The sequence below is a fragment of the Micromonospora sp. NPDC047521 genome (genome assembly GCF_055587305.1).
Genome location: NZ_JBVJGN010000009.1, coordinates 152,084 through 173,963, shown reverse-complemented (window position 1 = coordinate 173,963; position 21,880 = coordinate 152,084). Strand labels below are relative to the sequence as shown.

The window sequence follows — 21,880 nt, the reverse complement described above, 5'->3', positions numbered from 1 at the left end:
GAAAAACCCTGTGAGTCGTCGCTGGCGTGTCGGTCAGCGCAGAAGTCGGCGCAAACCGTCCAACGCGCCGTCGAGCAGACGGATCGCCGTCCGTAGCTGGGTGTCGCTGAACTGCCGGGCCCGTGCCAGCCGACCGACCTCGACGGTGAACGCGGCCAGCCGCTGGTCGAGCTCGTCGAGCAGGGCGGTACGCGGCCCGCCGGTCGACGTCGGCCGGGGCGGTGGCGGGGGCGCGTCCCACCGGGCGCGCCGGGTCTGCCGGGTCGCCTCGCTCAGTTCCCGCTTGAGGTCGCGTACCGAGCCGCGTACCTCGCTGCGGATCTCGCCCGCCAGGGTGGAGAGGTCCGCCACGGAGGCGGCGATGTCGGCCTCCAACGCGGTCAGCTCGTCGGCCCGCTGGCGCAGCTCGGCACGGCCGGCGTCGGTGATGTCGTACGTCTTGCGGCCGCCTGCCGCGGTGTGGCTGACGAGGCCCTCGGCCTCCAGCCGTTGCAGTCGGGGGTAGATGGTGCCGGCGCTTGGCGCGTAGAGCCCGAGGAAGCGGTCCTCCAGCAGGCGGATCAGCTCGTAGCCGTGCTTGGGGCCGTCGTCGAGGAGCTTGAGCAGGTAGAGCCGGAGCCGTCCGTGGCTGAACACGGCGGTCACGGCAGCTCCTCGGATTCGTCGTCGACCGCTCGGGCGAGCAGGGCGATGCTGCCCGAGGTCGCGGAGGCCCAGAGTTTACCTTCGCCGTCGCCGAGCACCCCCTCGCTGTTCGGCAGCGGGAACGTCGAGCCCCGCACCTGCGGGAACCCGCTGGTGATCCGGCCGGAGGCGGTGTTCAGCCGGACGGCGAGGTCGCTGTCCTCGCGGACCCGGACGGTGATGCTGCCGGAGATGGTGGTGAGCCGGATTTCGCTGCGTCGGGGGTTGTCGAAATCGCAGGTGATGGCGCCGGAGACGGTCTGCGCCCGGACCCGGTCGGCGGCGCTGTCGGCGATGATCACCTCTCCGGAGACGGTTTCCAGGGTGAGGTCGCCGCGTACGCCGAGCGCCTCCACCGGCCCTGAGGTGATCTTCGCGGAGGTGGTACCCCGCAGGCCCATGAGGGTGATCTGACCGGCGGCGATGTCGACTGTGGTCTGCCGGCGCAGACCGGAGACGACCACCGCGCCGGCCCCCAGGCCGAGGTCGGCGAGGACGTCGGCGGGCACGGCGAGGGAGACGTCCACCCGTGGGTAGCGGTGCAGCGACCGGAGCCAGCGCAGCGCGTCCGACCAGCTCCGGCCCCGTTCCTGGCGGATGCTGAGCCGGCCGTCGGAGTGGTCGACCAGCACCGGCCGGCGGGCGACGTGGGTGATGTCGACCCGGGTCGGGCCGTCGGCGGCGACCACGTTGAGGCGTCCGCTCAGCAGTCGGACGTCCAGTCGGGTGACCGGGCCCTCCAGGGTGAGCCGCTGCGGGCTCTCGACAGTCCATCCGGCCATGGCGTCCTCCCTCGACGGCGCGCCGACGCACGCCCGACGAGGACGACACTAACGCGATACATCGCGATAGCACAAGACTGTCGCGTGTCGTCGCGCCCCGCGCCACGATCCGCACAACTTCCTCGACGTTGCTGCCTCAGAGGCGCGGAAACAGCAGCATCCCGGATCATGCGCGGGATCCTGCTCCGCGCGCGGCGGGCGCGGGCGCGGGCGGCGGGCGCGGGCGGCGGGCGCGGGCGGCGGGCGCGGGCGGCGGGCGCGGGCGGCGGGCGCGGGCGGCGGGCGCGGGCGGCGGGCCCGGCCGGCTTCCTCAGGCCGCCAGACCCAGCTCGCTCCCTGCGGCCGGTACCGGCACGCGGACGGCAGGGGTCGCGGTGGGCACCTGACGCCGCCGGGTCCGCGTCGCGTCGGTCCCCGACGGCACCAGGTGTACGGCCGACTCGGCGGCCCGGGCCAGCAACCGCCGGTCGGCGTCGCGGGCCGGGTGCAGTGCGGCGGCGATCGTCACCGAGACCACCAGGTCCCGTGCGGCCACCACCCGGGCCACCGAACGCAGCAGGGTGTCCGCGCCCACAAAGGCCGCGGCGGTGGTCGACGAGCCGGTGGCCGCGCACCGGTAGCCCAACCGCAACGGCACCACCGGGCTGCCCGAGTCGATCGCCGCCTGGAACATCGCGGGGCGGAACCCCCCACCGGGGCGGCAGTCGCCCTCCCCCGCACACCAGGTCGTACCCTCCGGGAAGACCGCCACCGACCGACCGGCCCGCAGCGCGTCGGCGAGCCGGCGCACGGTGGCCGGCAGTTCCCGCGGCCGGGTCCGGTCCACGAAGACCGTGCCCACCGCGGCGGCCAGCACGCCGACCACCGGCCAGGAACGGACCTCCCGCTTCGCCACCATCCGGGTCGGCGCCACCGCCAGCACGGCGAGGATGTCCAGCCACGACACGTGGTTGGCGACCAGCAGCGCGCGCCGCCGGGGCAGGCGGCCCCGGACCACCAGGCGGACGCCGAACGCCCGCGCCGTGCCCCGGGCCCAGCCACGCACCGCCGCCTGCCGCTCCCAAACCGGGAGTACGGGCAGCAGCACCGCCAGGCCCACACCGGTCAGCAGCATGCCGGTCGCCGCGACCAGCCGGAGAACCCGGCGGACCACAGGCACGGCGGGCACCTCGCCGGCTGTCGGCAGGCACCCCTCGTCACACCCGGAAACAGGCCGCCACAGGTCGTACGACACGGCGGTCACCTCTGCACCCCGCCGAGGAAGTGCCGCAGGTAGCGCGGGTTCATCCGGTCCAGCGAGAAGAGCACGTAGAAATCCGCGCACCCGAAGTCCGGGTCGTACGACGGCTCGCCGCAGATCCACGCGCCGAGCCGCAGGTAGCCGCGCAGCAGCGGCGGCACCACCACCCGTCCGGCCGGGTCGGCGGGCTCGGCGGGGTCAGCGGCGACGACGGCGGCGGCGGGGTCGGCGACGGCGGCCGGCTCGGCGAACCAGGGGCGCAGCGGGCGGACCCGCAGCGGCGGTGGCGACAGGTGCCGGGCCTGCGCCTGCGCCCACACCCCGGCGACCGTCCGACCGCCGTCGGCCACCGGCACCGAGGCGCAGCCGCCAAGCCAGCGGGAGCCGCGCAGGTGCAGGTACCTGGTGATGCCGGACCACATCAGGTTGATGACCGCGCCCGAACGGTGGTCCGGGTGTACGCAGGACCGTCCCGCCTCGACCAGGTCGTCGCGGAGCGGGTCGAGCGCGCCGAGGTCGAACTCGTCCTCGGCGTACCGCCTGTCGGTGCGTCCGGGCGGCAGCAGCCGGTACGTGCCGACCACCGCGCCGGTGCTGTCCTCGCGGACGATGAGGTGGTCGCAGTGGGCGTCGAAGGGATCCACGTCCAACCCGGCCCCGCCGGGTCTGAGGGTGGCGCCCAACTCGGTGGCGAACACCTCGTGGCGCAGGCGTTGCGCGGCCGCGACCTGGGTGGGGTCGTCGGCGATCAGCAGGGTGTATCCGCTGGTCGTCAGGGGTGCGCCAGCGGCATGCAGAACGGCCATGGGATCTGTGTAGGTGCCCCGGGTTGCCATCCACGGGCACCACCGGTGTCGGCAGGGTGAACGCCGGCCGGCAGATGCGTCCCACAGGTGGTCGTGCGAGGCTGCGGGACGAACCGGCGACGGCGCCGCAACACCCCACCGGAGGTCGACGATGCTCATCGGGTCCCGCTACAACGGGCCTCCCGGCTCCGGCAACGGCGGCTGGAGCGCGGGAGTCTTCGCCGCGGCGGCCGGCGGCACCGGACCGGTCGAGGTGACGTTGCGCCGGCCACCGCCGCTGGACACCGAACTGAGCCTCACCGGCGGCGAGGTCCGCGACCCGGCCGGCGAACTGGTGGCCGAGGTACGACAGGTGGCGGCCGTCGACGCCGTCGTACCCCCGGTGGACCTGGACACCGCGCGCCTCGCCGCGACCGGCTATCCCGGCCTGGTCGAGCATCCGTTTCCCGGCTGCTACGTCTGCGGACCGGACCGGGCCGACGGGCTGCGGATCTTCCCGGGCCGGCTCCCGGACGGCCGGACCGCCGCGCCGTTCCGCGCACCCGACGAGATCGGCGACGCCACGGTCTGGGCGGCCCTGGACTGCCCCGGCGGCTGGACGGTGCTCGCGCCGGGCCGCCCGTACCTGCTGGGCCGGATCGCCGCAGTGGTCACGGCGCGGCCCGCGCCCGGCGACGAGTGCGTGGTGACCGGCGCGTTGATCGGCGTCGACGGCCGCAAGGCGTCGGTGCACACCAGCCTGTACGGGCCGGACGGCACGCTGCTCGGCGCGGCCCGGGCCACCTGGATCGCCCGCTGACCCCTCGCCGTCGTCCGCGGGGATGAGGTGCCTCCGCCCCGAGGTGGACCACGCCGTACGGACCGAGCCTGATTGACCTTGTTGCTCGGGACCGTCACGCTGTGCCACGGCGTACCTCGACGCCACACACGGGAGGAGAACGATGACTGACGGGCAGCGAAGCCCCACCAGCGACGGTCAGATCGTGGTGTCCGGTCTGACGAAGCAGTACAAGAACGTCCGGGCGGTGAACAACCTGTCCTTCACCGTGGCGCCGGGACGGGTGACCGGCTTCCTCGGCCCGAACGGCGCCGGCAAGACCACCACGCTGCGGATGCTGCTGAACCTGGTCACGCCCACGGCCGGTACGGCCACCATCAGCGGCCACCGGTACGCCGACCTCACCGACCCGCTGCGGCACGTCGGCGCGATCCTGGAGGCGTCCAGCGCGCACAAGGGTCGTACCGGCATCAACCACCTGCGGGTGATCTGCGCGGCGGCCGGGCTGCCGAAGGAGCGGGCCGACGCGGCGCTGGAGCTGGTCGGGTTGACCCCGGCGGCGAAGCGCAAGTTCAAGGGTTACTCGCTGGGCATGAAGCAGCGGCTCGGTATCGCCGCCGCGATGCTCGGTGACCCCCGCGTGCTGATCCTCGACGAGCCGGCCAACGGGTTGGACCCGGAGGGCATCAGGTGGATGCGTGGGTTCCTCAAGAACCTCGCCCACGAGGGCCGCACCGTGCTGGTCTCCAGCCACCTGCTGTCGGAGATGCAGTTGCTCGCCGACGACGTGGTGATCATCGCGGCCGGGCAGTTGGTCCGGCAGGGTCCGGTCGAGCAGGTGCTCGGGTCGATGGCGCAGGGCGCCCGGGTCCGGGTCCGCACCCCGCAGGCCGAGGCGCTGACCACCGCGCTGAAGGCGCAGTCGGCGACGGTCGACACCGACGAGCACGGCGTCCTGCTGGTCAGCGGGGTGGACGCCCCGGCGATCGGCCGGGCCGCCCTGGCCGCCGGTGTGGAGCTGCACGAACTGACCACCGAAAGGCCCGACCTGGAACGGGTCTTCCTGGAGCTGACGGCCGGAAAGGCGGGCATCCGATGAACCTCGTCCGATCCGAGCTGCTCAAGATCCGTACGACGAACACCTGGTGGATCTTCGCGCTCATCACGCTGCCCCTGTGGGCGCTCACCCTGCTCATCAACTGGTTGCAGGCCGACGCCCTCACCAGCAACAACATCGGCGAGGTGACGGCCGAGCAGGCCGCCCAGTTCGAGGCGGCGGCCAGCCCGGACGCGCTGTCGTCCAACCTGTTCACCACCGGGCAGTTCTTCGGCCTGCTGATCGTGATGCTGCTCGGCATCATCGTGGTGACAAGCGAGTTCTTCCACCAGACGGTCACCACGACCTTCCTCACCAGCCCGCACCGCACCGCGGTGATGGTCGCCAAGCTGGTCGCGGCCGGCGTGCTGGCGCTGCTGTTCTGGCTGGTCACCACCGCGCTCAACCTGGTCGCCGGATCGGCGGTGCTGAACGCGGTAGGGGTGGACTCGCAACTGGGCAACGACGCGGCCTGGCGGGCGATCGGGTTGAACCTGCTCGCGTACCTGCTCTGGGCGGTGTTCGGCGTCGGCATCGGCGTGCTGATCCGCAGCCAGATCGGCGCGACGGTGACAGGCATCCTGCTCTACCTGGGTGGCTCGATCGGTGCCATCTTCGTCATCGCGATCCTGGCCGACAGGTGGGGCGACTGGATCAACAACCTGCAACTGCTGGTGCCGTCGCTCGCCTCGTCGCTGATGGTCACCGGGGCGGACATCCCCGGCAACCCGCCGCGCTGGGCGGGCGCCGCCGTGCTGATCGGGTACGCGGTGGTCACCGGTGTGGTCGGCACCCTGCTGATGCGCCGGCGCGACATCTCCTGACCGAACCGGGGTGGCGGCGGCACGGCCGCCACCCCGCAACGGCCCGTCGGTCAGCCGCCCGGGCAGCCGTGGCCGCCGCTGCGCGGTATGCACTGCGTGATCGCCGGGGCGGGCCCGTCGTCGGCGGGAGTGTGGCCGATCAGGACGCCGGTGGCCATCCGGCCGACGAGGACGACAAGCAGGTAGAGCAGCACCATCCCGCCGATCGCCCAGCGGAAGTGCCGGTGCCAGCCCTCGTCCTCGGCCAGCCCGGCGAAGAGCAGGCCGATCAACGGGAGCGCGTTGAGCAGGAGACCGACGATCAGCAGAGCGTCGGTGGTCGCGCCGAACGCCTCCGCCGCCTCCCGGGTCGGCGCGTACGGCTTGGCGGTTCGCCGGATCAGGCCCACCAGGAGCAGGAACGGCACCCCGTACAACCAGACGAAGAAGAGGCCGCCGAGGCCGAGCCGCTTCACGAGCGCCCCGCGTACACGGCGGCGCAGATCGTGACGGTGACCAGCGCGGACAGGGTGCCGGCGAGCACCGCCGAGGGGACCAGGCGCACCAGCAGCGCCGTCACCAGCGCCGTCACGACGAGCAGCCCGGCGAGCACCGGCCCACCCCACACCAGCATGATCAGCGCCAGGGACTCCCCCGGCGACAGGCAACTGAACCAGGCCGAGCAGTCCGTCGACGGCGGGCTGGGCACGCTCGCCAGACCCACCGCCACGGCCGCGCCGACAGTCACGTACCAACCGGACGCCACCGCCATGCTCCGGCCGTAGCGCCCCCGTACCCCGATGTGATCCATGCGGCCGATCCTCGTGGGCCACCGCTCCCCGGACATCGGTACCCGTACTCAGTTGGCCATAGCAGTCACCGCCGGTGGACGCAGGGGTTGCCGAACTTCTGGCATCTTCTGTGAAACCGGCCACCCGACCGAGGCGGAAATGCCTGCGGGATCCGTACGGCGTAGCCTGGGTGTTGTCCTGTCCGTAGTCCCCACTCGGGGGCGCGACGGACACCGCGTGACACACAACCCGCGTGAAAGAGGCGATTACCGGCCGTGTCGACCCAGCAGACTTCGCAGGAGAACCCACTGGCGGGTTTCGGCCCGAACGAGTGGATCGTCGAGGAGATGTACCAGCGCTACCTCGCCGACCCAACGAGCGTCGATTCGGCCTGGCACGACTTCTTCGCCGACTATCGACCGGCGCCTGGAGCCGCCACACCGCGCGGGGCTGAGGCGTCGGGCAAGCCGGCCGCCGCTCCCGAGCCGGACGGGCAGCCGGAGGCGTCCGCCTCGGTCAGCCAGCCGAGCGCCGCAGCACCGCCGGCCAGCAAGCCCGCTGCCGCACAGCCGGCACCGGCCAAGCCGGCCGCCGCGCCGGCCAAGGCCGCCGAGAGGGCCCCGGAGAAGGCGGCCCCGGCCAAGCCTGCGGCGAAGGCCGCCGCCCCGACCGCCGACGGTCCGCAGACCACGCCGCTGCGCGGTGTCGCCGCGAAGATCGTCCAGAACATGGACGCCTCGCTGAGCGTGCCCACCGCGACAAGCGTCCGCGCGGTCCCGGCCAAGCTGCTCGTCGACAACCGCATCGTGATCAACAACCACCTCGCCCGGGGGCGCGGTGGCAAGGTCAGCTTCACCCACCTCGTCGGGTACGCGATGGTCCGGGCGCTCGTGCAGCACCCGGAGATGAACAACTCCTTCGCGGAGGCCAACGGCAAGCCGGCGGTGGTCCGCCCGGCGCACGTCAACCTCGGCATCGCCATCGACCTGGCCAAGCCGGACGGCAGCCGCAACCTGGTGGTCCCCTCCATCAAGGGCTGCGAGCAGATGGACTTCCGGCAGTTCTGGCAGGCGTACGAGGACGTGGTCCGTCGGGCGCGGCGCAACGAGCTGACCATGGAGGACTACTCCGGCACCACGATCTCGCTGACCAACCCCGGCGGCATCGGCACGGTGCACTCGATGCCGCGGCTCATGCAGGGGCAGAGCGCGATCATCGGTGTCGGCGCGATGGAGTACCCGGCCCCCTACCAGGGCATGTCCGAGGCCACCCTCGCCGAGCTGGCGGTCAGCAAGGTCATCACGCTGACCAGCACGTACGACCACCGGATCATCCAGGGCGCGCAGTCCGGCGAGTTCCTCAAGGTGATGCACGAGCTGATCCTGGGCGAGCACGGCTTCTACGACCAGATCTTCACCTCGCTGCGCATCCCGTACGAGCCGGTGCGCTGGGTGCGCGACGTGGCAGTCAACTCCGAGGGTCAGATCAACAAGACCGCCCGGGTGCACGAGCTGATCCACGCGTACCGGGTGCGCGGTCACCTGATGGCCGACACCGACCCGCTGGAATTCACCATCCGCAAGCACCCGGACCTGGACGTCCTCCAGCACGGGCTGACCCTGTGGGACCTGGACCGGGAGTTCCCGGTGAACGGCTTCGCCGGCCGCCAGCGGATGAAGCTGCGCGAGATCCTCGGTGTGCTGCGCGACTCGTACTGCCGCCGGGTCGGCATCGAGTACATGCACATCCAGGACCCGGAGGAGCGGCGCTGGATCCAGGAGCGGATAGAGCGCAAGTACGAGAAGCCGACTGCCGACGAGCAGAAGCACGTCCTCAACCGGCTCAACGCCGCCGAGGCGTTCGAGACCTTCCTGCAGACCAAGTACGTCGGGCAGAAGCGGTTCTCGCTTGAGGGCGGCGAGTCGCTGATCCCGCTGCTCGGCGAGGTGCTGGAGTGCTCGGCCGAGAACGGTCTGGACGAGGTGGTCATCGGCATGGCGCACCGGGGTCGGCTCAACGTGCTGGCCAACATCGTCGGCAAGCCGTACGAGAAGATCTTCTCCGAGTTCGAGGGTCACCTGGACCCGCGCTCGACGCAGGGCTCCGGCGACGTGAAGTACCACCTGGGGCAGAACGGCAAGTTCACCACCCCCGACGGCGAGCACGCCGTCAAGGTGTCGGTGGTGGCCAACCCGTCGCACCTGGAGGCCGTCGACCCGGTGCTGGAGGGCATCGTCCGGGCCAAGCAGGACCGGATCGACCTCAAGCTGGAGGGCTACACCGTGCTGCCGCTCTCGGTGCATGGTGACGCCGCGTTCGCCGGGCAGGGTGTCGTCGCCGAGACGCTCAACCTGTCGCAGCTGCGCGGCTACCGCACCGGTGGCACCGTGCACGTGGTGGTCAACAACCAGGTCGGCTTCACCACCGCCCCGGAGTACAGCCGGTCCAGCCTCTACAGCACCGACGTGGCCCGGATGATCCAGGCGCCGATCTTCCACGTCAACGGCGACGACCCGGAGGCCGTGGTCCGGGTGGCCCGGCTGGCCTTCGAGTACCGGCAGGCGTTCAACAAGGACGTCGTGATCGACCTGGTCTGCTACCGCCGGCGCGGGCACAACGAGGGCGACGACCCGTCGATGTCCAACCCCCAGATGTACAAGATCATTGACTCGAAGCGCTCGGTGCGCAAGCTCTACACCGAGGAGCTGATCGGTCGCGGCGACATCACCGTGGAGGACGCGGAGGAGCTGCTGCGCGACTACCAGTCGCAGCTGGAGAAGGTCTTCAAGGCCACCCGGGACGCCGCCGCCGCGCCCCGCCAGCTCAACCGGCCACGCCGCGAGGAGGAGCCGGAGCCGCCTGTCGACACCGCCACCGACGCCGCCGTGGTCAAGGCGGTCGGCGAGGCGCACATCAACCTGCCGGAGGGCTTCACCCCGCACAAGCGGATCCAGCAGTTGCTCGACAGGCGGGCCAAGATGTCCGTCGAGGGCAACATCGACTGGGGCTTCGGCGAGATCATCGCGCTCGGGGCGCTGCTGCACGACGGGGTCACCGTCCGGCTGGCCGGCCAGGATTCGCGTCGCGGCACGTTCGTGCAACGGCACGCCTCGGTGGTCGACTCCCGTACCGGCGAGGACTACCTGCCGCTCAAGTCGCTCACCGGCGACGGCGAGCGTTCCCGGTTCTTCGTGCACGACTCGCTGCTCAGCGAGTACGCCGCGATGGGCTTCGAGTACGGCTACTCGGTGGAGAACATCAACGCGCTCGTCGCCTGGGAGGCCCAGTTCGGCGACTTCGTCAACGGCGCCCAGTCGGTGATCGACGAGTTCATCTCGTCAGGCGAGGTGAAGTGGGGCCAGCGCTCCGCGGTCACCCTGCTGCTGCCGCACGGCCACGAGGGCCAGGGCCCGGACCACACGTCCGGCCGGCCGGAGCGGTTCCTGCAGATGTGCGCCGAGGACAACATGCGGGTGTCCATCCCGACGACCCCGGCGAACTACTTCCACCTGCTGCGCCGTCAGGCCCTGTCGCCCAAGCGCAAGCCGCTCGTGGTGTTCACGCCGAAGTCGCTGCTGCGGCACAAGCTCTGCGTCTCCTCGGTGGAGGACTTCACCACGGGTACGTTCCAGCCGGTGCTGCGCGACACGGCGGCGCCGGCGCCGGAGGCGGTGAAGCGGGTGCTGCTCTGCTCGGGCAAGGTCTACTACGACCTGTTCCAGGCCCGGCAGGAACGTGGCGTCAGCGACACCGCGATCCTGCGGATCGAGCAGCTGTACCCGCTGCCGGTGGAGGAGATCCGGGCCGCCCTGGCGCAGTTCCCGAACGCGGAGGACTTCGCCTGGGTGCAGGAGGAGCCGGCCAACCAGGGTGCCTGGTCGTTCGTCGCGCTCAACCTGCTGGAGCACCTCACGGACGTCCGGCTGCGGCGGATCTCCCGCCCGGCCGCGGCGGCCCCGGCGGTCGGCTCGGCCAAGACCCACGAGGTCGAGCAGACCGCGCTGATCGAGGCGGCACTCCCCCGCCCGTGACCTGACCGCACCGCGTGAGCCGGGGCAGGGCCGTTTCCCACGGTCCTGCCCCGGCTCACGTCGGTCCATCCGCCCGGCCACACACGCCGGGCCGAGCACGAGGACGTACGCCGTGTACTTCACCGACCGTGGCATCGAGGAGCTGGTCGAGCGCCGGGGCGACGAGCAGGTGACGCTGGAGTGGCTGGGCGAGCGCCTGCGCGACTTCGTCGACCTCAACCCCGAGTTCGAGACGCCGATCGAGCGCCTGGCCACCTACCTGGCCCGCCTGGACGACCCCGACGAGGACTGAACAACCCGGCGGGGTGCGGTCGGTCGCTCAGCCGGTGCGGGAGACGGTCGGTTCGAGGCCGGTGCGGCGCAGTTTCTGCCAGCCCAGCCGGCCGCCCGTCAGTGCGGTGACCACCGCCTGGATCATCACCAGGTACATCAACTGCCGGTAGACGAACTGCTGGAGCGGCAGCACCCACAGCACGCCCAGCTTCTCCCGGTCCAACCGGAACGCCACGATCGCGGTGACCATCTGCACGCCGAGCATGACCAGCCAGGCCACCGCCGTGGCGGTCCGGTCGAGGAAGAGGAGGCCGTACACGGCCAGCAGGTCGATAACCGGCGCGAGCAGCGGCAGCAGCACCCCGAAGAGGCTGAGGAAGAACAGGCAACGCCTGGTGAACCGGCCCGACGCGCCCCTGTCGAACACGGACCGGCGATGCTTCCACATCGCCTGCATGGTGCCGTAGCTCCACCGGTAGCGCTGTTTCCAGAGCTGCCCGAGGCTCGTCGGCGCCTCGGTCCAGGCGCGGGCCGTCTCCTCGTAGACCACCTTCCAGCCGGCCCGGCCCAGGGCCATGGTGATGTCGGTGTCCTCGGCGAGGGTGTCGTCGGTCATCCCGCCGGCGTAGCGCAGAGCCTGCCGCCGGAAGCCGCCGATCGCCCCGGGCACCGTCGACATGCAGCGGAGCGTCTCGTAGAGGCGCCGGTCCAGGTTGAAGCCGATGACGTACTCGATGTGCTGCCACTTGGCGATCAGGCTGCGCCGGTTGCCGACCTTCACGTTGCCGGCTACCGCGCCCACCTGCGGGTCGGCGAAGGGCTGCACGAGCCTGCGGACGGCGTCGGGTTCCAGGATCGTGTCCCCGTCGACCATGACGATCAGGTCGTGGCGGGCCAGTGCGACGCCTGTGTTCAACGCGCTGGGCTTGCCGCCGTTGGGCTTGCGGACCACCCGGACGTTGGGCAGGCCGAGTGCGTCGACGATGTCCGCCGTCCCGTCGGTGGAGCCGTCGTCGACGACGACCACCTCGATCCCGCCGGGATGGTCGCCGCTGGCCAGGGAACGGACCGTGGCGGCGATGCCCTCCTTCTCGTTGTACGCCGGGACGATCACCGACACCGGAGCGGTGACGGGCGGCCCCCACGTCCAGTCCCTGGCCCGGCGGCGGCGGGCGTGCCGCCCGGCGAGCAGAAACAGCACCGCGGTGCGCCCCACCGTGAGCACGCCGACGAGCACGAAGAGGATCCCGAACACGCTCAGCACGTGGTCGGCGCCCCGGACCGCCCAGACCAGCATCCGGCCCCGCCAGCGGTCCCCCGAGGTGGCGGCCACGCCGGATTCCACCCGGTGCTCGACCCCGGCGGCGGAGAAGGCCAGGTTCAGTCCCTCGGTAGCGGTGACGAAGCGGTATCCCCGTTGCTTCATCATCGGGATGAACCGGTCGAGGGCGGCGACGGTCTGTGCGCGGTCACCGCCGGCGTCGTGCCAGAGGGTGATGGCGCCCGAGGCGCCGGCCGGGGTCGCGTTCTCGATGATCCGGTCGACGCCGGGCAGCGCCCAGTCCTGACTGTCGGTGTCGTTGAGCACGGTCAGGTAGCCCCGGTCGCCGGCAGCGGTAAGCACCGGCCAGTCCTCGTTGTCGATCGCGTCGGCGTGCGAGGAGTAGGGGAACCGGACCAGCGAGGTCCGCACACCTGTGACGGCGGCCAGGGCGAGCTGCGTCTGGGCGTACTCCAGGTCTCGCCGCCATCCGGGCAGCTCGGTGAGGTCGGGGTGGGTGAACGTGTGCACGCCGAGTTCGTGGCCGCCGCCCACCAGCCTGCGGGCCAGGTCCGGGTGCCGGGAGACCTGCGAACCCAGCACGAAGAAGGTGCCCTTGACCTGGTGGGCGTCGAGCACGCGCAGCACCTCGGGGGTCCAGACCGGGTTGGGTCCGTCGTCGAAGGTGAGCGCGATCGTCCGCTCCGGCAGCCGGTAGGAGCGGACCTGCTCGCTGTTGGCACTGATGATCGGTCCCCCGGTCACCACCGAGGTGGGGACCTCCCGTTGCCCGCGGTTGTTGCGCTGGTGGTCGGGGGTGAAGGACGCGTTGGTGTACGCGTTCACGAGGAGCACGCCGGCCAGCACCGCCAGCACCATGCCGAACAGGATCCAGCGCGGCGGCGGTACGGCGCGGCGGCGGCGGGCTGCCGCGGTCGTCGGCTCAGCCATCGGCGGGTAGGTCGTCGGGCCCGACGAGCGTCTCCTCGGGCGAGGGCGGCGGGTCCTGGGTCGACGGTGAGCCGGCGGGTGTCGGTGCCGCCGGTACGGTCGGCCGCGGTGTGGGGGTGGGCGTGGCGGGTGTCCTGGCGGGGCGGCCGCTCGACGAGGGGGTGAGGCTCGGCGACCGGCTGGGGACGACCGAGCGGGGAGCCGCCGGGGCGACGCTGGGAGCCACCGTGGCCGTCGGCGCACGGGGGACCGTCGACGGCTCGGGGGTGACGGTGATCGCCTCGGCCTGCGGCGACCGGGGCCGCTGGGGCTGCTCGACCTCGTCCACGAAGGGGAGCACCGTGCGCGGGTCCACCACGCCGCCGGCGAAGCTGACAGCCACCAGCCCGGTGTAGAGCAGACCCACCAGGCCTACGGCGTACGCGAGCCAGCGCAGGCGGGAGCGGCGGCGGCCGCTGGGATCGACGAAGACCGGCGGTGACTGGGGTACGACGGCGATCAGCGCCGTGGGGCCGTCGGGCGGACCGATCACCATTGTCGGCTCGTCGACGGATGCGGTTGGTCGGGTCGGAGCGCCACCGGGCATGCCTGCGGACGTCGACCTCCCGGTCGATGCATCGTCGCTGCTCAGGTGCCGGTCGGTCATAGGAGGCGAGTCTAGGTGTGAGACTTTCTCGGCTCTCGTGACGCCGCGCGGATGAGATGCCTGCCGCACCCCCCAGCCTGCTCCGATTACCCATAGTGATCGATAGGTCGCGCAGAACAACCGTCGGATCCCCCGGGGATCGCCGGGTCGGGAACGACAGTCGCCGTCGACCGACCGGATAGTGGCCTCGACCCGGCGAGCGGCGGGCGTCACCCGTCGACCGGGCCACCTCGACCACCCGGCCCGGTAGCCTGGCGAGCGAAGGCGGCACGTTTTTCGTCGTCGCGGACCGCGCACGCCGGACGGACGGCGAGCGCAGGGCACACGTCACAGGGCCATTGGACCCCGGACGGGCCCGGCGGTGATCTTCTAGGGTGGGTGCGTGGCCCGCAGCGTCTATCTGACCAGCGTGGGGTCCGGCGGCGGTAAGTCGACAATCGCCCTCGGCCTCGCGGAACTCCTCTCCCGGCAGGTCGAACGGATCGGCGCGTTCCGACCGCTGGTCTCCGGCGCCGGTCCCGACCCGATCCTCGCCCTGCTGCACGACCGCTACCGGATCGACCTGCCCGAGGCCGAGCTGACCGGCGCGACGTACGCCGAGGCGGCGGCAATGGTCGCCGAGGGACGCCGGGAGGAGCTGATCTCCCGGATCGTCGAGCGGTATCGGGCGGTCGAGCGGCGCTGCCCGGCCGTGGTCGTGGTGGGCAGCGACTTCGCCGACGGCGGAGACGGCGCCGGCCCTCGGGAACTGGCCTTCAACGCCCGGCTCGCCACGGAGTTCGGCAGTGTGGTGGTCCCGGTGGTGGACGGCTTCGGGCAGCAGCCGGAGGCGATCGCGGCGACGGCGCGTGGGGCGTACCACGATCTGGCGGACCTGGGCGCGACGGTGCTCGCGGTGATCGCCAACCGGGTGACAGGTCCGATGACGCTGCCGGAGCTGCCGGTCCCCGCGTACGCGATCCCCGAGGTCCCGACGGTCTCGGCGCCGACGGTGGCCGAGGTGGCGGCGGCGCTCGACGCCACCCTGCTCGCCGGCGACGACGCCGCGCTCGGCCGGGACGTGCTCGACTACGTCGTCGGCGCGGCGCACGTGCCCATCCTGCTCGACCACCTGACCGAGGGGGCGCTGGTCATCACCCCCGGTGACCGCGCCGACCTGCTGGTCGCGGCAAGCGCCGCGCACGTCGCCGGCCAGGTCTCACTTGCCGGCGTGGTGCTCACCCTCGGCGAACACCCGGATCCCCGGGCGATGCGGCTGGTGCAGCTGCTCAACACCGGTGTCGCCGTGCTCTCGGTGCGCAGCGACAGCTACGACACGGTGGAGGCGTCGAGCCGGATCGAGGGACGACCCAGCGCGGCCAACCCGCGCAAGGTCGAGGCGGCGCTCGGTGCGTTCGAACGCTGCGTGGACACCGACGACCTGGCCCGCCGGCTGCGGGTCAGCCGCTCCGAGCGGGTCACCCCGCTGATGTTCGAGAACGACCTGATCGACCGCGCCCGCTCGAAGCCCCGGCACCTGGTGCTGCCGGAGGGCTCCGACGAACGGATCCTGCGGGCGGCGGAGATCCTGCTGCGCCGGGGCGTCGCCGAACTGACCCTGCTCGGCCGGCCGGACGACATCGCCAGGCGTACCCGGGAGCTGGGCATCGACCTCAACGACGCCACCATCGTCGACCCGGTCACCAGCGAATGGCGGGACGACTTCGCCGCCGAGTACGCGCGGCTGCGCGCCCACCGGGGCGTCACCGCCGAGCTGGCGCACGACATCGTGGCCCAGCCCAACTACTTCGGCACGCTCATGGTGGCCACCGGGCGGGCCGACGGCATGGTCTCCGGCGCGACGCACACCACCGCCGCGACGATCCGCCCCGCGTTCGAGATCATCCGTACCGTGCCCGGCGTCTCAGTGGCGTCGAGCGTCTTCTTCATGCTGCTCGCCGACCGGGTGCTGGTCTACGGCGACTGCGCCGTCAACCGCGACCCGGACGCCGCCCAGCTCGCCGACATCGCGATCTCGTCGGCCGACACCGCCGCCCGGTTCGGCATCGAACCCCGGGTGGCCATGCTGTCGTACTCGACAGGCAGCTCCGGCGCGGGCGCCGACGTGGAGAAGGTCGCCAAGGCCACCGCGCTGGTCCGGGAACGCCGACCCGACCTGCTCGTCGAGGGGCCCATCCAGTACGACGCGGCGATCGACCCGGCGGTGGCGGCCACGAAGCTGCCCGACAGCCCCGTCGCCGGGCACGCCACGGTCTTCATCTTCCCGGACCTGAACACGGGCAACAACACGTACAAGGCGGTGCAGCGCTCGGCCGGGGCGGTCGCCGTCGGCCCGGTCATGCAGGGTCTGCGGCGGCCGGTGAACGACCTGTCCCGGGGCGCGACAGTGCCGGACATCGTGAACACGGTGGCGATCACCGCCATCCAGGCAGCCACCGAGGAGGCCTCGTGAGCCGGGTGCTGGTGCTCAACTGCGGGTCCTCGTCGGTGAAGTGGCGCCACTACGACGGTGACCGGGTGCTCGACCAGGGCACCGTCGAACGCATCGGTGAACCCGACGGCGGCCCGACGGACCACTCCGACGCCGTCCGGCGGATCCTGGACGGGCTGGACCTGACCGGACTGACGGCGGTCGGGCACCGGGTGGTGCACGGCGGCCGGAAGTTCACCGAACCGGTGCTGATCGACGACGCGGTGCTGACCGCGATCCGGGACCTGATCTCGCTGGCTCCGCTGCACAACCCGGTCAACCTGGCGGGCATCGAGGTGACCCGCGCGGCCCTGCCGGACGTGCCGCAGGTCGCCGTCTTCGACACCGCGTTCCACCACACCCTGCCGGACGCCGCCGCGACCTACGCGATCGACAGGGACACCGCCGAGCGGTACGGAATCCGCCGGTACGGCTTCCACGGCACCTCGCACGCGTACGTTTCCCGCCGTGCGGCCGACCTGCTGGGCCGCCCGTACGACACGCTCAACACCATCACCCTGCACCTGGGCAACGGGGCCAGCGCCTGCGCGGTGTCCAACGGACGCAGCGTCGCCACCTCGATGGGCATGTCGCCCCTCGAAGGGCTGGTGATGGGCACCCGCAGCGGCGACATCGACCCCACGGTGATCTTCCACCTGCGCCGGGAGGGTGGGCTGTCGGTCGACGACATCGACGACCTGCTCAACCACGGCAGCGGCCTGCTCGGCCTGACCGGCGTCAACGACATGCGCGAGGTGCTCCAGCGCCGGGCCGCCGGGGACCGCGCGGCGGCGTTGGCCTTCGACGTGTACTGCCGGCGGATCACCGAGTACGTCGGGGCGTACTACGCGCTGCTCGGCCGGGTCGACGCGATCGCCTTCACCGCCGGGGTCGGCGAGCACGCGGCGCCGGTGCGGGCAGCCGCGCTTGCCGGCCTGCACCGGCTCGGCATCACCGTCGACGAGGCCCGCAACGACGGCGAGGGCGACAGGCTGATCTCACCCGACGGAGCCGAGGTGAGCGTCTGCGTCATCCGCACCGACGAGGAACGGGAGATCGCCCGGCAGACCCGGGACGTGGTGGGGGCGGGCTGACTCAGCCCATCGCCAACCAGGCGACGAGGGCCACCAGCAGCACGACGACCACCGCCGCACCGACGATGAGCGGCAGGCGGGACGGCGCGTCCGCCGGGCCGGCCGCCTCCGGCGTCTGGGAGAAGGCGCGGAACGCCTCGGTGTTGCCGCTGGGGTCGGTGTAGTTCTCAGGCATGCGGTGACCCTAGCGAAGCCGGTGGCGCCGTACCGCCCCCGCCCACGTCACCTCGGCGGGTCGACCCGGGCGGCGGAGGCCACCCGGCCGGGTGGCGGGCACAGCCGGTCCGGACGGCGGGGTCGCCGAGCCGGCCCGGGCACCTACCGTGGAACGATGGGGGCGGGGCGGCTCGTGGCCGCACTTGTGACAGCGCTGCTGGCCGGTTGCGCACCGGCGAGCGCCGTGGCCGGCGGGTCCACCGGACCGGTGTCGTCACGCCGGGCGCCCGAGGGGTCGTACGCCGTCGGCGTGCGTACGCTCACCCTCGATCCGCGCTCGGCGCGCCCCCTGCCGGTGACGATCTGGTATCCGGCGTCGACCGGTCAGGTGGCGGCCGGGCGGTTCCCGGTGGTGGTCTACAGCCACGGGCTGGGCAGTCTGCCCGAGCTGCACGCCGGCCTGACCACCCGCTGGGCGGCAGCCGGCTTCGTGGTGGCCGCACCCGCGTACCCGCACACCCGCCAGGGCGCCGCGCACTTCACCCGCGCCGACGTCCGCAACCAGCCCGCCGACGCATGGCGGCTGATCAGGCATCTGGGCCGCCTCGACGCCGAGCGCGGCGACCCCCTCGCCGGGCATCTCGACCTCACGTCGATCGCCGCCGCCGGGCACTCGGCGGGTGGCTTCACCAGCTCCGGCATGTTCTCCGAAGGGCATCAGGCGCGGTTGCGGTCCGGAATCGTCATCGCCGGGGGTGGGCTGCCCGGCAGCTTCGCCGGACCGGCCGCGCCTGTGCTCTTCGTGCACGGCACGGCCGACTCCGTGGTGCCGGTGACCGTCGGCCGAGCCGCGTACGCGCGTACCCCCGGCCCTGCCGCGTTCCTCAGCCTGCTCGGTCAGGACCACGGCGCGTACCTCACACCGGGCCACCCGGGCTTCGCCCAGGTCCTCGCCACCACCACCGACTTCCTGCGCTGGACCCTCTACGGCGACCGGGCCGCCGGTGCCCGCCTCCCCGCCGACGCCCACTCCCCCGCCCTGACCAGTTACGAGTCCCGCCCGGCCCACTGACCCCGCCGACACCGGTACGGTCTTTCGGTGGACGAGCTTGCGCGCCGGCAGTTGGCGAGCATCGCCGAGATGGTCGCGGTGGCCGGGGCGGCCGCCATCCCGGTGTGGCTGCGCGGCGGCTGGGCGATGGACTTCCAGCTCGGCCGGATCGGCCCGCTCACCGCGCCGACCATTTCGGTGGCGGCCCAGATCGAGTTCAAGCAGATGTACCCGGTCTGGATGCCGGAACGTCCCCGCCGCCCGAAGGACGCCGAAGACCTGGCCCGGCTGCGCGCCGGACCTGATCGAGCAGGTCCTCGTACACCCCGACCTTGAAGGTGATCAGGTCCAGGCACTGGGCGAGCCGGCCCATCTGGTCGGTGACGCGCCCGTGGTGCTCGCGCAGGAGCGCGAGTCGTTCCTCCTCGTTGCCCTCGCCCTCGCGAACGAGGTCGGCGTAGCGGCGGAGCGCCGGCAGCGGCATGCCGGAGGCGCGGAGGATGATGCAGACGTTCAGCCAGTCGACGTCGTCCTGGCTGTAGACGCGACGCCCGGCAGGCCCACGGCGTACGGGGCTGACGAAGACACCCTGCTGCTCGTAGAAGCGCAGCGCGTGCACGCTCAAACCGGTGCGTCCGGCGACCTGTCCGATGCTCAGACCCGCGGTGACCTCAGCCATGCCGAGCAGGGTAGCGAGGGTTGACCTAGAGCCGACTCTAGCTCCTACGGTGCCAGGTGATCACCACCGAACCACCCAGGAGAATCGGCATGCGCTATCGCACCCTCGGCGGCACCGGCATCGAGGTGAGCACCCACTGCCTCGGGACCATGATGTTCGGTGCCGTCGGCAACCCCGACCACGACGACTGCGTCCGCATCGTCCACGCCGCCCTCGACCAGGGCGTCAACGTCGTCGACACCGCCGACATGTACGGCGGGGGCGAGTCCGAGCAGATCGTGGGCAAGGCGTTGCGCGGGCGCCGCGACGACGTCGTGCTCGCCACCAAGGTGCACTTCCCGATGGGCGAGGGCCCCAACCAGGGCGGCAACTCGCGGCGGTGGATCCTCAAGGCGGTCGAGGGGAGCCTCCGGCGGTTGGACACCGACTGGATCGACCTCTACCAGGTGCACCGTCCCGACCCCTCGACCGACATCGAGGAGACACTCTCGGTGCTCACCGACCTCGTCCGCGAGGGCAAGATCCGCGCCTTCGGCTGTTCGACGTTCCCCGCCGAGGAGATCGTCGAGGCGCACCAGGTCTCCGAACGCCGCGCCCTCGGACGCCTGCGCACCGAGCAGCCGCCGTACTCGATCCTGGCCCGCGGCGTCGAGACCTCGACCCTGCCGGTCTGCCAGCGCTACGGCATGGGGGTGCTGGTCTGGAGCCCGCTCGCCTTCGGGTTTCTCAGCGGGAAGTACCGCAGGGACCAGCCCGTCGACCTGTCGACCGGGCGTGCCGCCCTGCGGCCGGCGCAGTTCGATCCGACGATCGCCGAGAACGCCGCCAAGCTCGACGCCGTCGAGCAGCTCGTCGACCTCGCGGCGAGCATCGGCTGCACGCTCCCACAGCTCGCCATCGCCTTCACGGTGGCCCATCCGGCCGTCACCTCGGCGATCATCGGACCGCGCACCATGGGGCAACTGGAGGACCTGCTCAAGGGCGCCACGCTCACCCTGGACGACGCGACCCTCGACCGGATCGACGAGATCGTGCCGCCCGGCACCAACCGGTACGACCCGAACGCCGCCTTCCCACCGCGTTCCCTCACCGACGCGGCGCTGCGACGACGCCCTCTCGCCGACCGTGCCGCAGCCTGAGGGCACCTGACGCGGGGAGGCAGCGGCGCGTGACCGGGTGGGCACAGCGCGCCGAAGCCCGCGGGGCGGTCCACCGGGCAGGGCACAATTGGATTCATGTCGCGTCGCGTCACCCCCGCACTGATGGCCAGCACCGTGCTGCTGGCCGGTCTGGTCGGCTGCTCGGCGGACGCCCGCCCGAGTCGGAGCGAGCAGGCACCGCCCGCCGAGCCGAAGGCCGCCGCCACGCCGACGCCGCAGGTCCCCGCCGGGAAGGCCCCGCAGCGCGCCTTCGCGGTGGGCGTACGCCAGCTGAAGCTGAACCGGGACGGCCGTGCGCTGCCGACGACGCTCTGGTATCCGGCGGCCGGGCAGGCCGGTGGCGCCGCGAAGCGGTCGGCGGCGGCGGCCGAGGGCCGGTTCCCGGTGGTGATGTTCAGTCACGGCCTGGGCGGGCGGCCGGACGACTACGCGACGCTGCTGACCCGCTGGGCGGCTGCGGGGTTCGTGGTGGCCGCGCCGACGTTCCCGAAGACCTCCCGGGGCGGCGACAACAACGTCCTTGACGTACTCAACCAACCGGCAGACGTGTCGTACGCGCTGACGCAGGTGCTGGCGCTCGACGGCAAGGCCGGCGACGCGCTGCGCGGCAGGTTGGACGCCGAACGGGTGGCAGCCGCCGGGCACTCGGCCGGTGGGGTGACCACCATCGGCCTGTTCACCGCCGGCCGGGACGAACGGCTGGACGCGGGCGTGGTGTTCGCCGGCACGGCGCTCGGTGTGGGCACCGCGTTCGCCGGCGCGGCCGCCCCGCAGCTCTTCGTGCACGGCGAGCTGGACGAGGTGGTCGAGTACGCGGCCGGCAAGGCCGCCTACGACAAGGTGCCCTGGCCCAAGGCGATGCTGAGCCTGCCGAAGGGCGACCACGGGCGGGCGCTGCTCGGCGACGGCGCGACGCTGCGGGTCGTCTCGGACACGACAGTGGAGTTCCTCCGCTGGTCGCTGTACGGCGACGCGGCGGCGAAGGAGCGCATCTCCACCGACGCGACGCGCGGCGACATCGCCACCTTCGACAACCATCTCTGAGGGCGCCCGCGTCCCTCTCCCCTACGCGATCTTGCACTTACGGTCGCGACATAGGGATGTCGTCGGCAAATCACCAACCGGAAT

The 21,880-nt window shown here is 72.1% G+C and carries 20 protein-coding genes; 10 read left to right on the top strand and 10 right to left on the bottom strand.

Annotated features, from left to right (window positions below):
* Positions 1–33: 33 nt before the first annotated feature.
* The 4 genes from ACZ6N8_RS20740 to ACZ6N8_RS20725 form a co-directional block, all read right to left on the bottom strand.
* The gene (locus tag ACZ6N8_RS20740; RefSeq protein ID WP_466012001.1) at positions 34–645 is read right to left on the bottom strand and encodes a PadR family transcriptional regulator; all 612 of its coding nucleotides are present in this window, start codon (positions 643–645) and stop codon (positions 34–36) included.
* Entirely contained in the window at positions 642–1,466 is an 825-nt protein-coding gene (locus tag ACZ6N8_RS20735; RefSeq protein WP_466011999.1) for a DUF4097 family beta strand repeat-containing protein, read from the bottom strand. Before ACZ6N8_RS20735 ends, ACZ6N8_RS20740 begins: the two co-directional genes overlap by 4 nt.
* A 310-nt stretch (positions 1,467–1,776) precedes the next feature.
* Entirely contained in the window at positions 1,777–2,709 is a 933-nt protein-coding gene (locus tag ACZ6N8_RS20730; RefSeq protein WP_466011997.1) for a lysophospholipid acyltransferase family protein, read from the bottom strand.
* Entirely contained in the window at positions 2,706–3,512 is an 807-nt protein-coding gene (locus tag ACZ6N8_RS20725) for a GNAT family N-acetyltransferase (protein WP_466011996.1), read from the bottom strand. Before ACZ6N8_RS20725 ends, ACZ6N8_RS20730 begins: the two co-directional genes overlap by 4 nt.
* Positions 3,513–3,663: 151 nt before the next feature.
* Between ACZ6N8_RS20725 and ACZ6N8_RS20720 the strand changes: the two genes are divergently transcribed.
* The 3 genes from ACZ6N8_RS20720 (at position 3,664) to ACZ6N8_RS20710 (ending at position 6,210) form a co-directional block, all read left to right on the top strand.
* Positions 3,664–4,311: a hypothetical protein gene (locus tag ACZ6N8_RS20720; RefSeq protein WP_466011994.1), complete on the top strand. Its 648-nt coding sequence runs from the start codon at positions 3,664–3,666 to the stop codon at positions 4,309–4,311.
* 142 nt (positions 4,312–4,453) lie between these two features.
* Entirely contained in the window at positions 4,454–5,389 is a 936-nt protein-coding gene (locus tag ACZ6N8_RS20715) for an ABC transporter ATP-binding protein (protein ID WP_466011992.1), read from the top strand.
* Entirely contained in the window at positions 5,386–6,210 is an 825-nt protein-coding gene (locus ACZ6N8_RS20710) for an ABC transporter permease (RefSeq protein WP_357984410.1), read from the top strand. The genes ACZ6N8_RS20715 and ACZ6N8_RS20710 overlap by 4 nt, the downstream gene beginning before the upstream one ends.
* Before the next feature lie 50 nt (positions 6,211–6,260).
* On the opposite strand, the gene ACZ6N8_RS20705 is transcribed toward ACZ6N8_RS20710, so the two are convergent.
* Together ACZ6N8_RS20705 and ACZ6N8_RS20700 are read right to left on the bottom strand one after the other, a co-directional pair.
* Positions 6,261–6,665: a hypothetical protein gene (locus ACZ6N8_RS20705; RefSeq protein ID WP_466011990.1), complete on the bottom strand. Its 405-nt coding sequence runs from the start codon at positions 6,663–6,665 to the stop codon at positions 6,261–6,263.
* Entirely contained in the window at positions 6,662–7,000 is a 339-nt protein-coding gene (locus tag ACZ6N8_RS20700) for a hypothetical protein (RefSeq protein WP_466011988.1), read from the bottom strand. The genes ACZ6N8_RS20705 and ACZ6N8_RS20700 overlap by 4 nt, the downstream gene beginning before the upstream one ends.
* Before the next feature lie 255 nt (positions 7,001–7,255).
* On the opposite strand from ACZ6N8_RS20700, the gene ACZ6N8_RS20695 reads away from it, so the two are divergent.
* Together ACZ6N8_RS20695 and ACZ6N8_RS20690 are read left to right on the top strand one after the other, a co-directional pair.
* The gene (locus tag ACZ6N8_RS20695) at positions 7,256–11,011 is read left to right on the top strand and encodes a multifunctional oxoglutarate decarboxylase/oxoglutarate dehydrogenase thiamine pyrophosphate-binding subunit/dihydrolipoyllysine-residue succinyltransferase subunit (RefSeq protein WP_466011987.1); all 3,756 of its coding nucleotides are present in this window, start codon (positions 7,256–7,258) and stop codon (positions 11,009–11,011) included.
* A 112-nt stretch (positions 11,012–11,123) separates the two neighbouring features.
* Positions 11,124–11,303: a DUF6104 family protein gene (locus ACZ6N8_RS20690; RefSeq protein WP_357495886.1), complete on the top strand. Its 180-nt coding sequence runs from the start codon at positions 11,124–11,126 to the stop codon at positions 11,301–11,303.
* A 27-nt stretch (positions 11,304–11,330) separates the two neighbouring features.
* On the opposite strand, the gene ACZ6N8_RS20685 is transcribed toward ACZ6N8_RS20690, so the two are convergent.
* Both ACZ6N8_RS20685 and ACZ6N8_RS20680 read right to left on the bottom strand, forming a co-directional pair.
* The gene (locus ACZ6N8_RS20685; RefSeq protein ID WP_466011985.1) at positions 11,331–13,496 is read right to left on the bottom strand and encodes a bifunctional polysaccharide deacetylase/glycosyltransferase family 2 protein; all 2,166 of its coding nucleotides are present in this window, start codon (positions 13,494–13,496) and stop codon (positions 11,331–11,333) included.
* Positions 13,489–14,142, bottom strand: coding sequence for a hypothetical protein (locus tag ACZ6N8_RS20680; RefSeq protein WP_466011983.1), 654 nt, complete (start codon positions 14,140–14,142; stop codon positions 13,489–13,491). Before ACZ6N8_RS20680 ends, ACZ6N8_RS20685 begins: the two co-directional genes overlap by 8 nt.
* Positions 14,143–14,524: 382 nt before the next feature.
* Between ACZ6N8_RS20680 and pta the strand changes: the two genes are divergently transcribed.
* Both pta and ACZ6N8_RS20670 read left to right on the top strand, forming a co-directional pair.
* Positions 14,525–16,594: a phosphate acetyltransferase gene (pta, locus tag ACZ6N8_RS20675; RefSeq protein WP_466011982.1), complete on the top strand. Its 2,070-nt coding sequence runs from the start codon at positions 14,525–14,527 to the stop codon at positions 16,592–16,594.
* Entirely contained in the window at positions 16,591–17,706 is a 1,116-nt protein-coding gene (locus tag ACZ6N8_RS20670) for an acetate/propionate family kinase (RefSeq protein WP_466011980.1), read from the top strand. The genes pta and ACZ6N8_RS20670 overlap by 4 nt, the downstream gene beginning before the upstream one ends.
* Position 17,707: 1 nt before the next feature.
* On the opposite strand, the gene ACZ6N8_RS20665 is transcribed toward ACZ6N8_RS20670, so the two are convergent.
* Positions 17,708–17,881 (bottom strand): hypothetical protein, encoded by a 174-nt coding sequence (locus tag ACZ6N8_RS20665; protein ID WP_364374125.1) that lies wholly within the window; start codon positions 17,879–17,881, stop codon positions 17,708–17,710.
* A 156-nt stretch (positions 17,882–18,037) separates the two neighbouring features.
* On the opposite strand from ACZ6N8_RS20665, the gene ACZ6N8_RS20660 reads away from it, so the two are divergent.
* Positions 18,038–18,934, top strand: coding sequence for an alpha/beta hydrolase family protein (locus ACZ6N8_RS20660; RefSeq protein WP_466011978.1), 897 nt, complete (start codon positions 18,038–18,040; stop codon positions 18,932–18,934).
* Between the two features lie 196 nt (positions 18,935–19,130).
* Here ACZ6N8_RS20660 and ACZ6N8_RS20655 read toward each other — a convergent pair whose 3' ends face one another.
* Positions 19,131–19,592 carry a MerR family transcriptional regulator gene (locus ACZ6N8_RS20655; RefSeq protein ID WP_466011976.1) on the bottom strand — a complete coding sequence of 154 codons (462 nt, stop codon included), beginning with the start codon at positions 19,590–19,592 and terminating at the stop codon, positions 19,131–19,133.
* 89 nt (positions 19,593–19,681) lie between these two features.
* On the opposite strand from ACZ6N8_RS20655, the gene ACZ6N8_RS20650 reads away from it, so the two are divergent.
* Both ACZ6N8_RS20650 and ACZ6N8_RS20645 read left to right on the top strand, forming a co-directional pair.
* Positions 19,682–20,731, top strand: coding sequence for an aldo/keto reductase (locus tag ACZ6N8_RS20650; protein ID WP_466011974.1), 1,050 nt, complete (start codon positions 19,682–19,684; stop codon positions 20,729–20,731).
* A gap of 96 nt (positions 20,732–20,827) precedes the next feature.
* Positions 20,828–21,796, top strand: a complete 969-nt coding sequence (locus tag ACZ6N8_RS20645; RefSeq protein ID WP_466011972.1) for an alpha/beta hydrolase family protein — start codon at positions 20,828–20,830, stop codon at positions 21,794–21,796.
* Positions 21,797–21,880 lie beyond the last annotated feature (84 nt).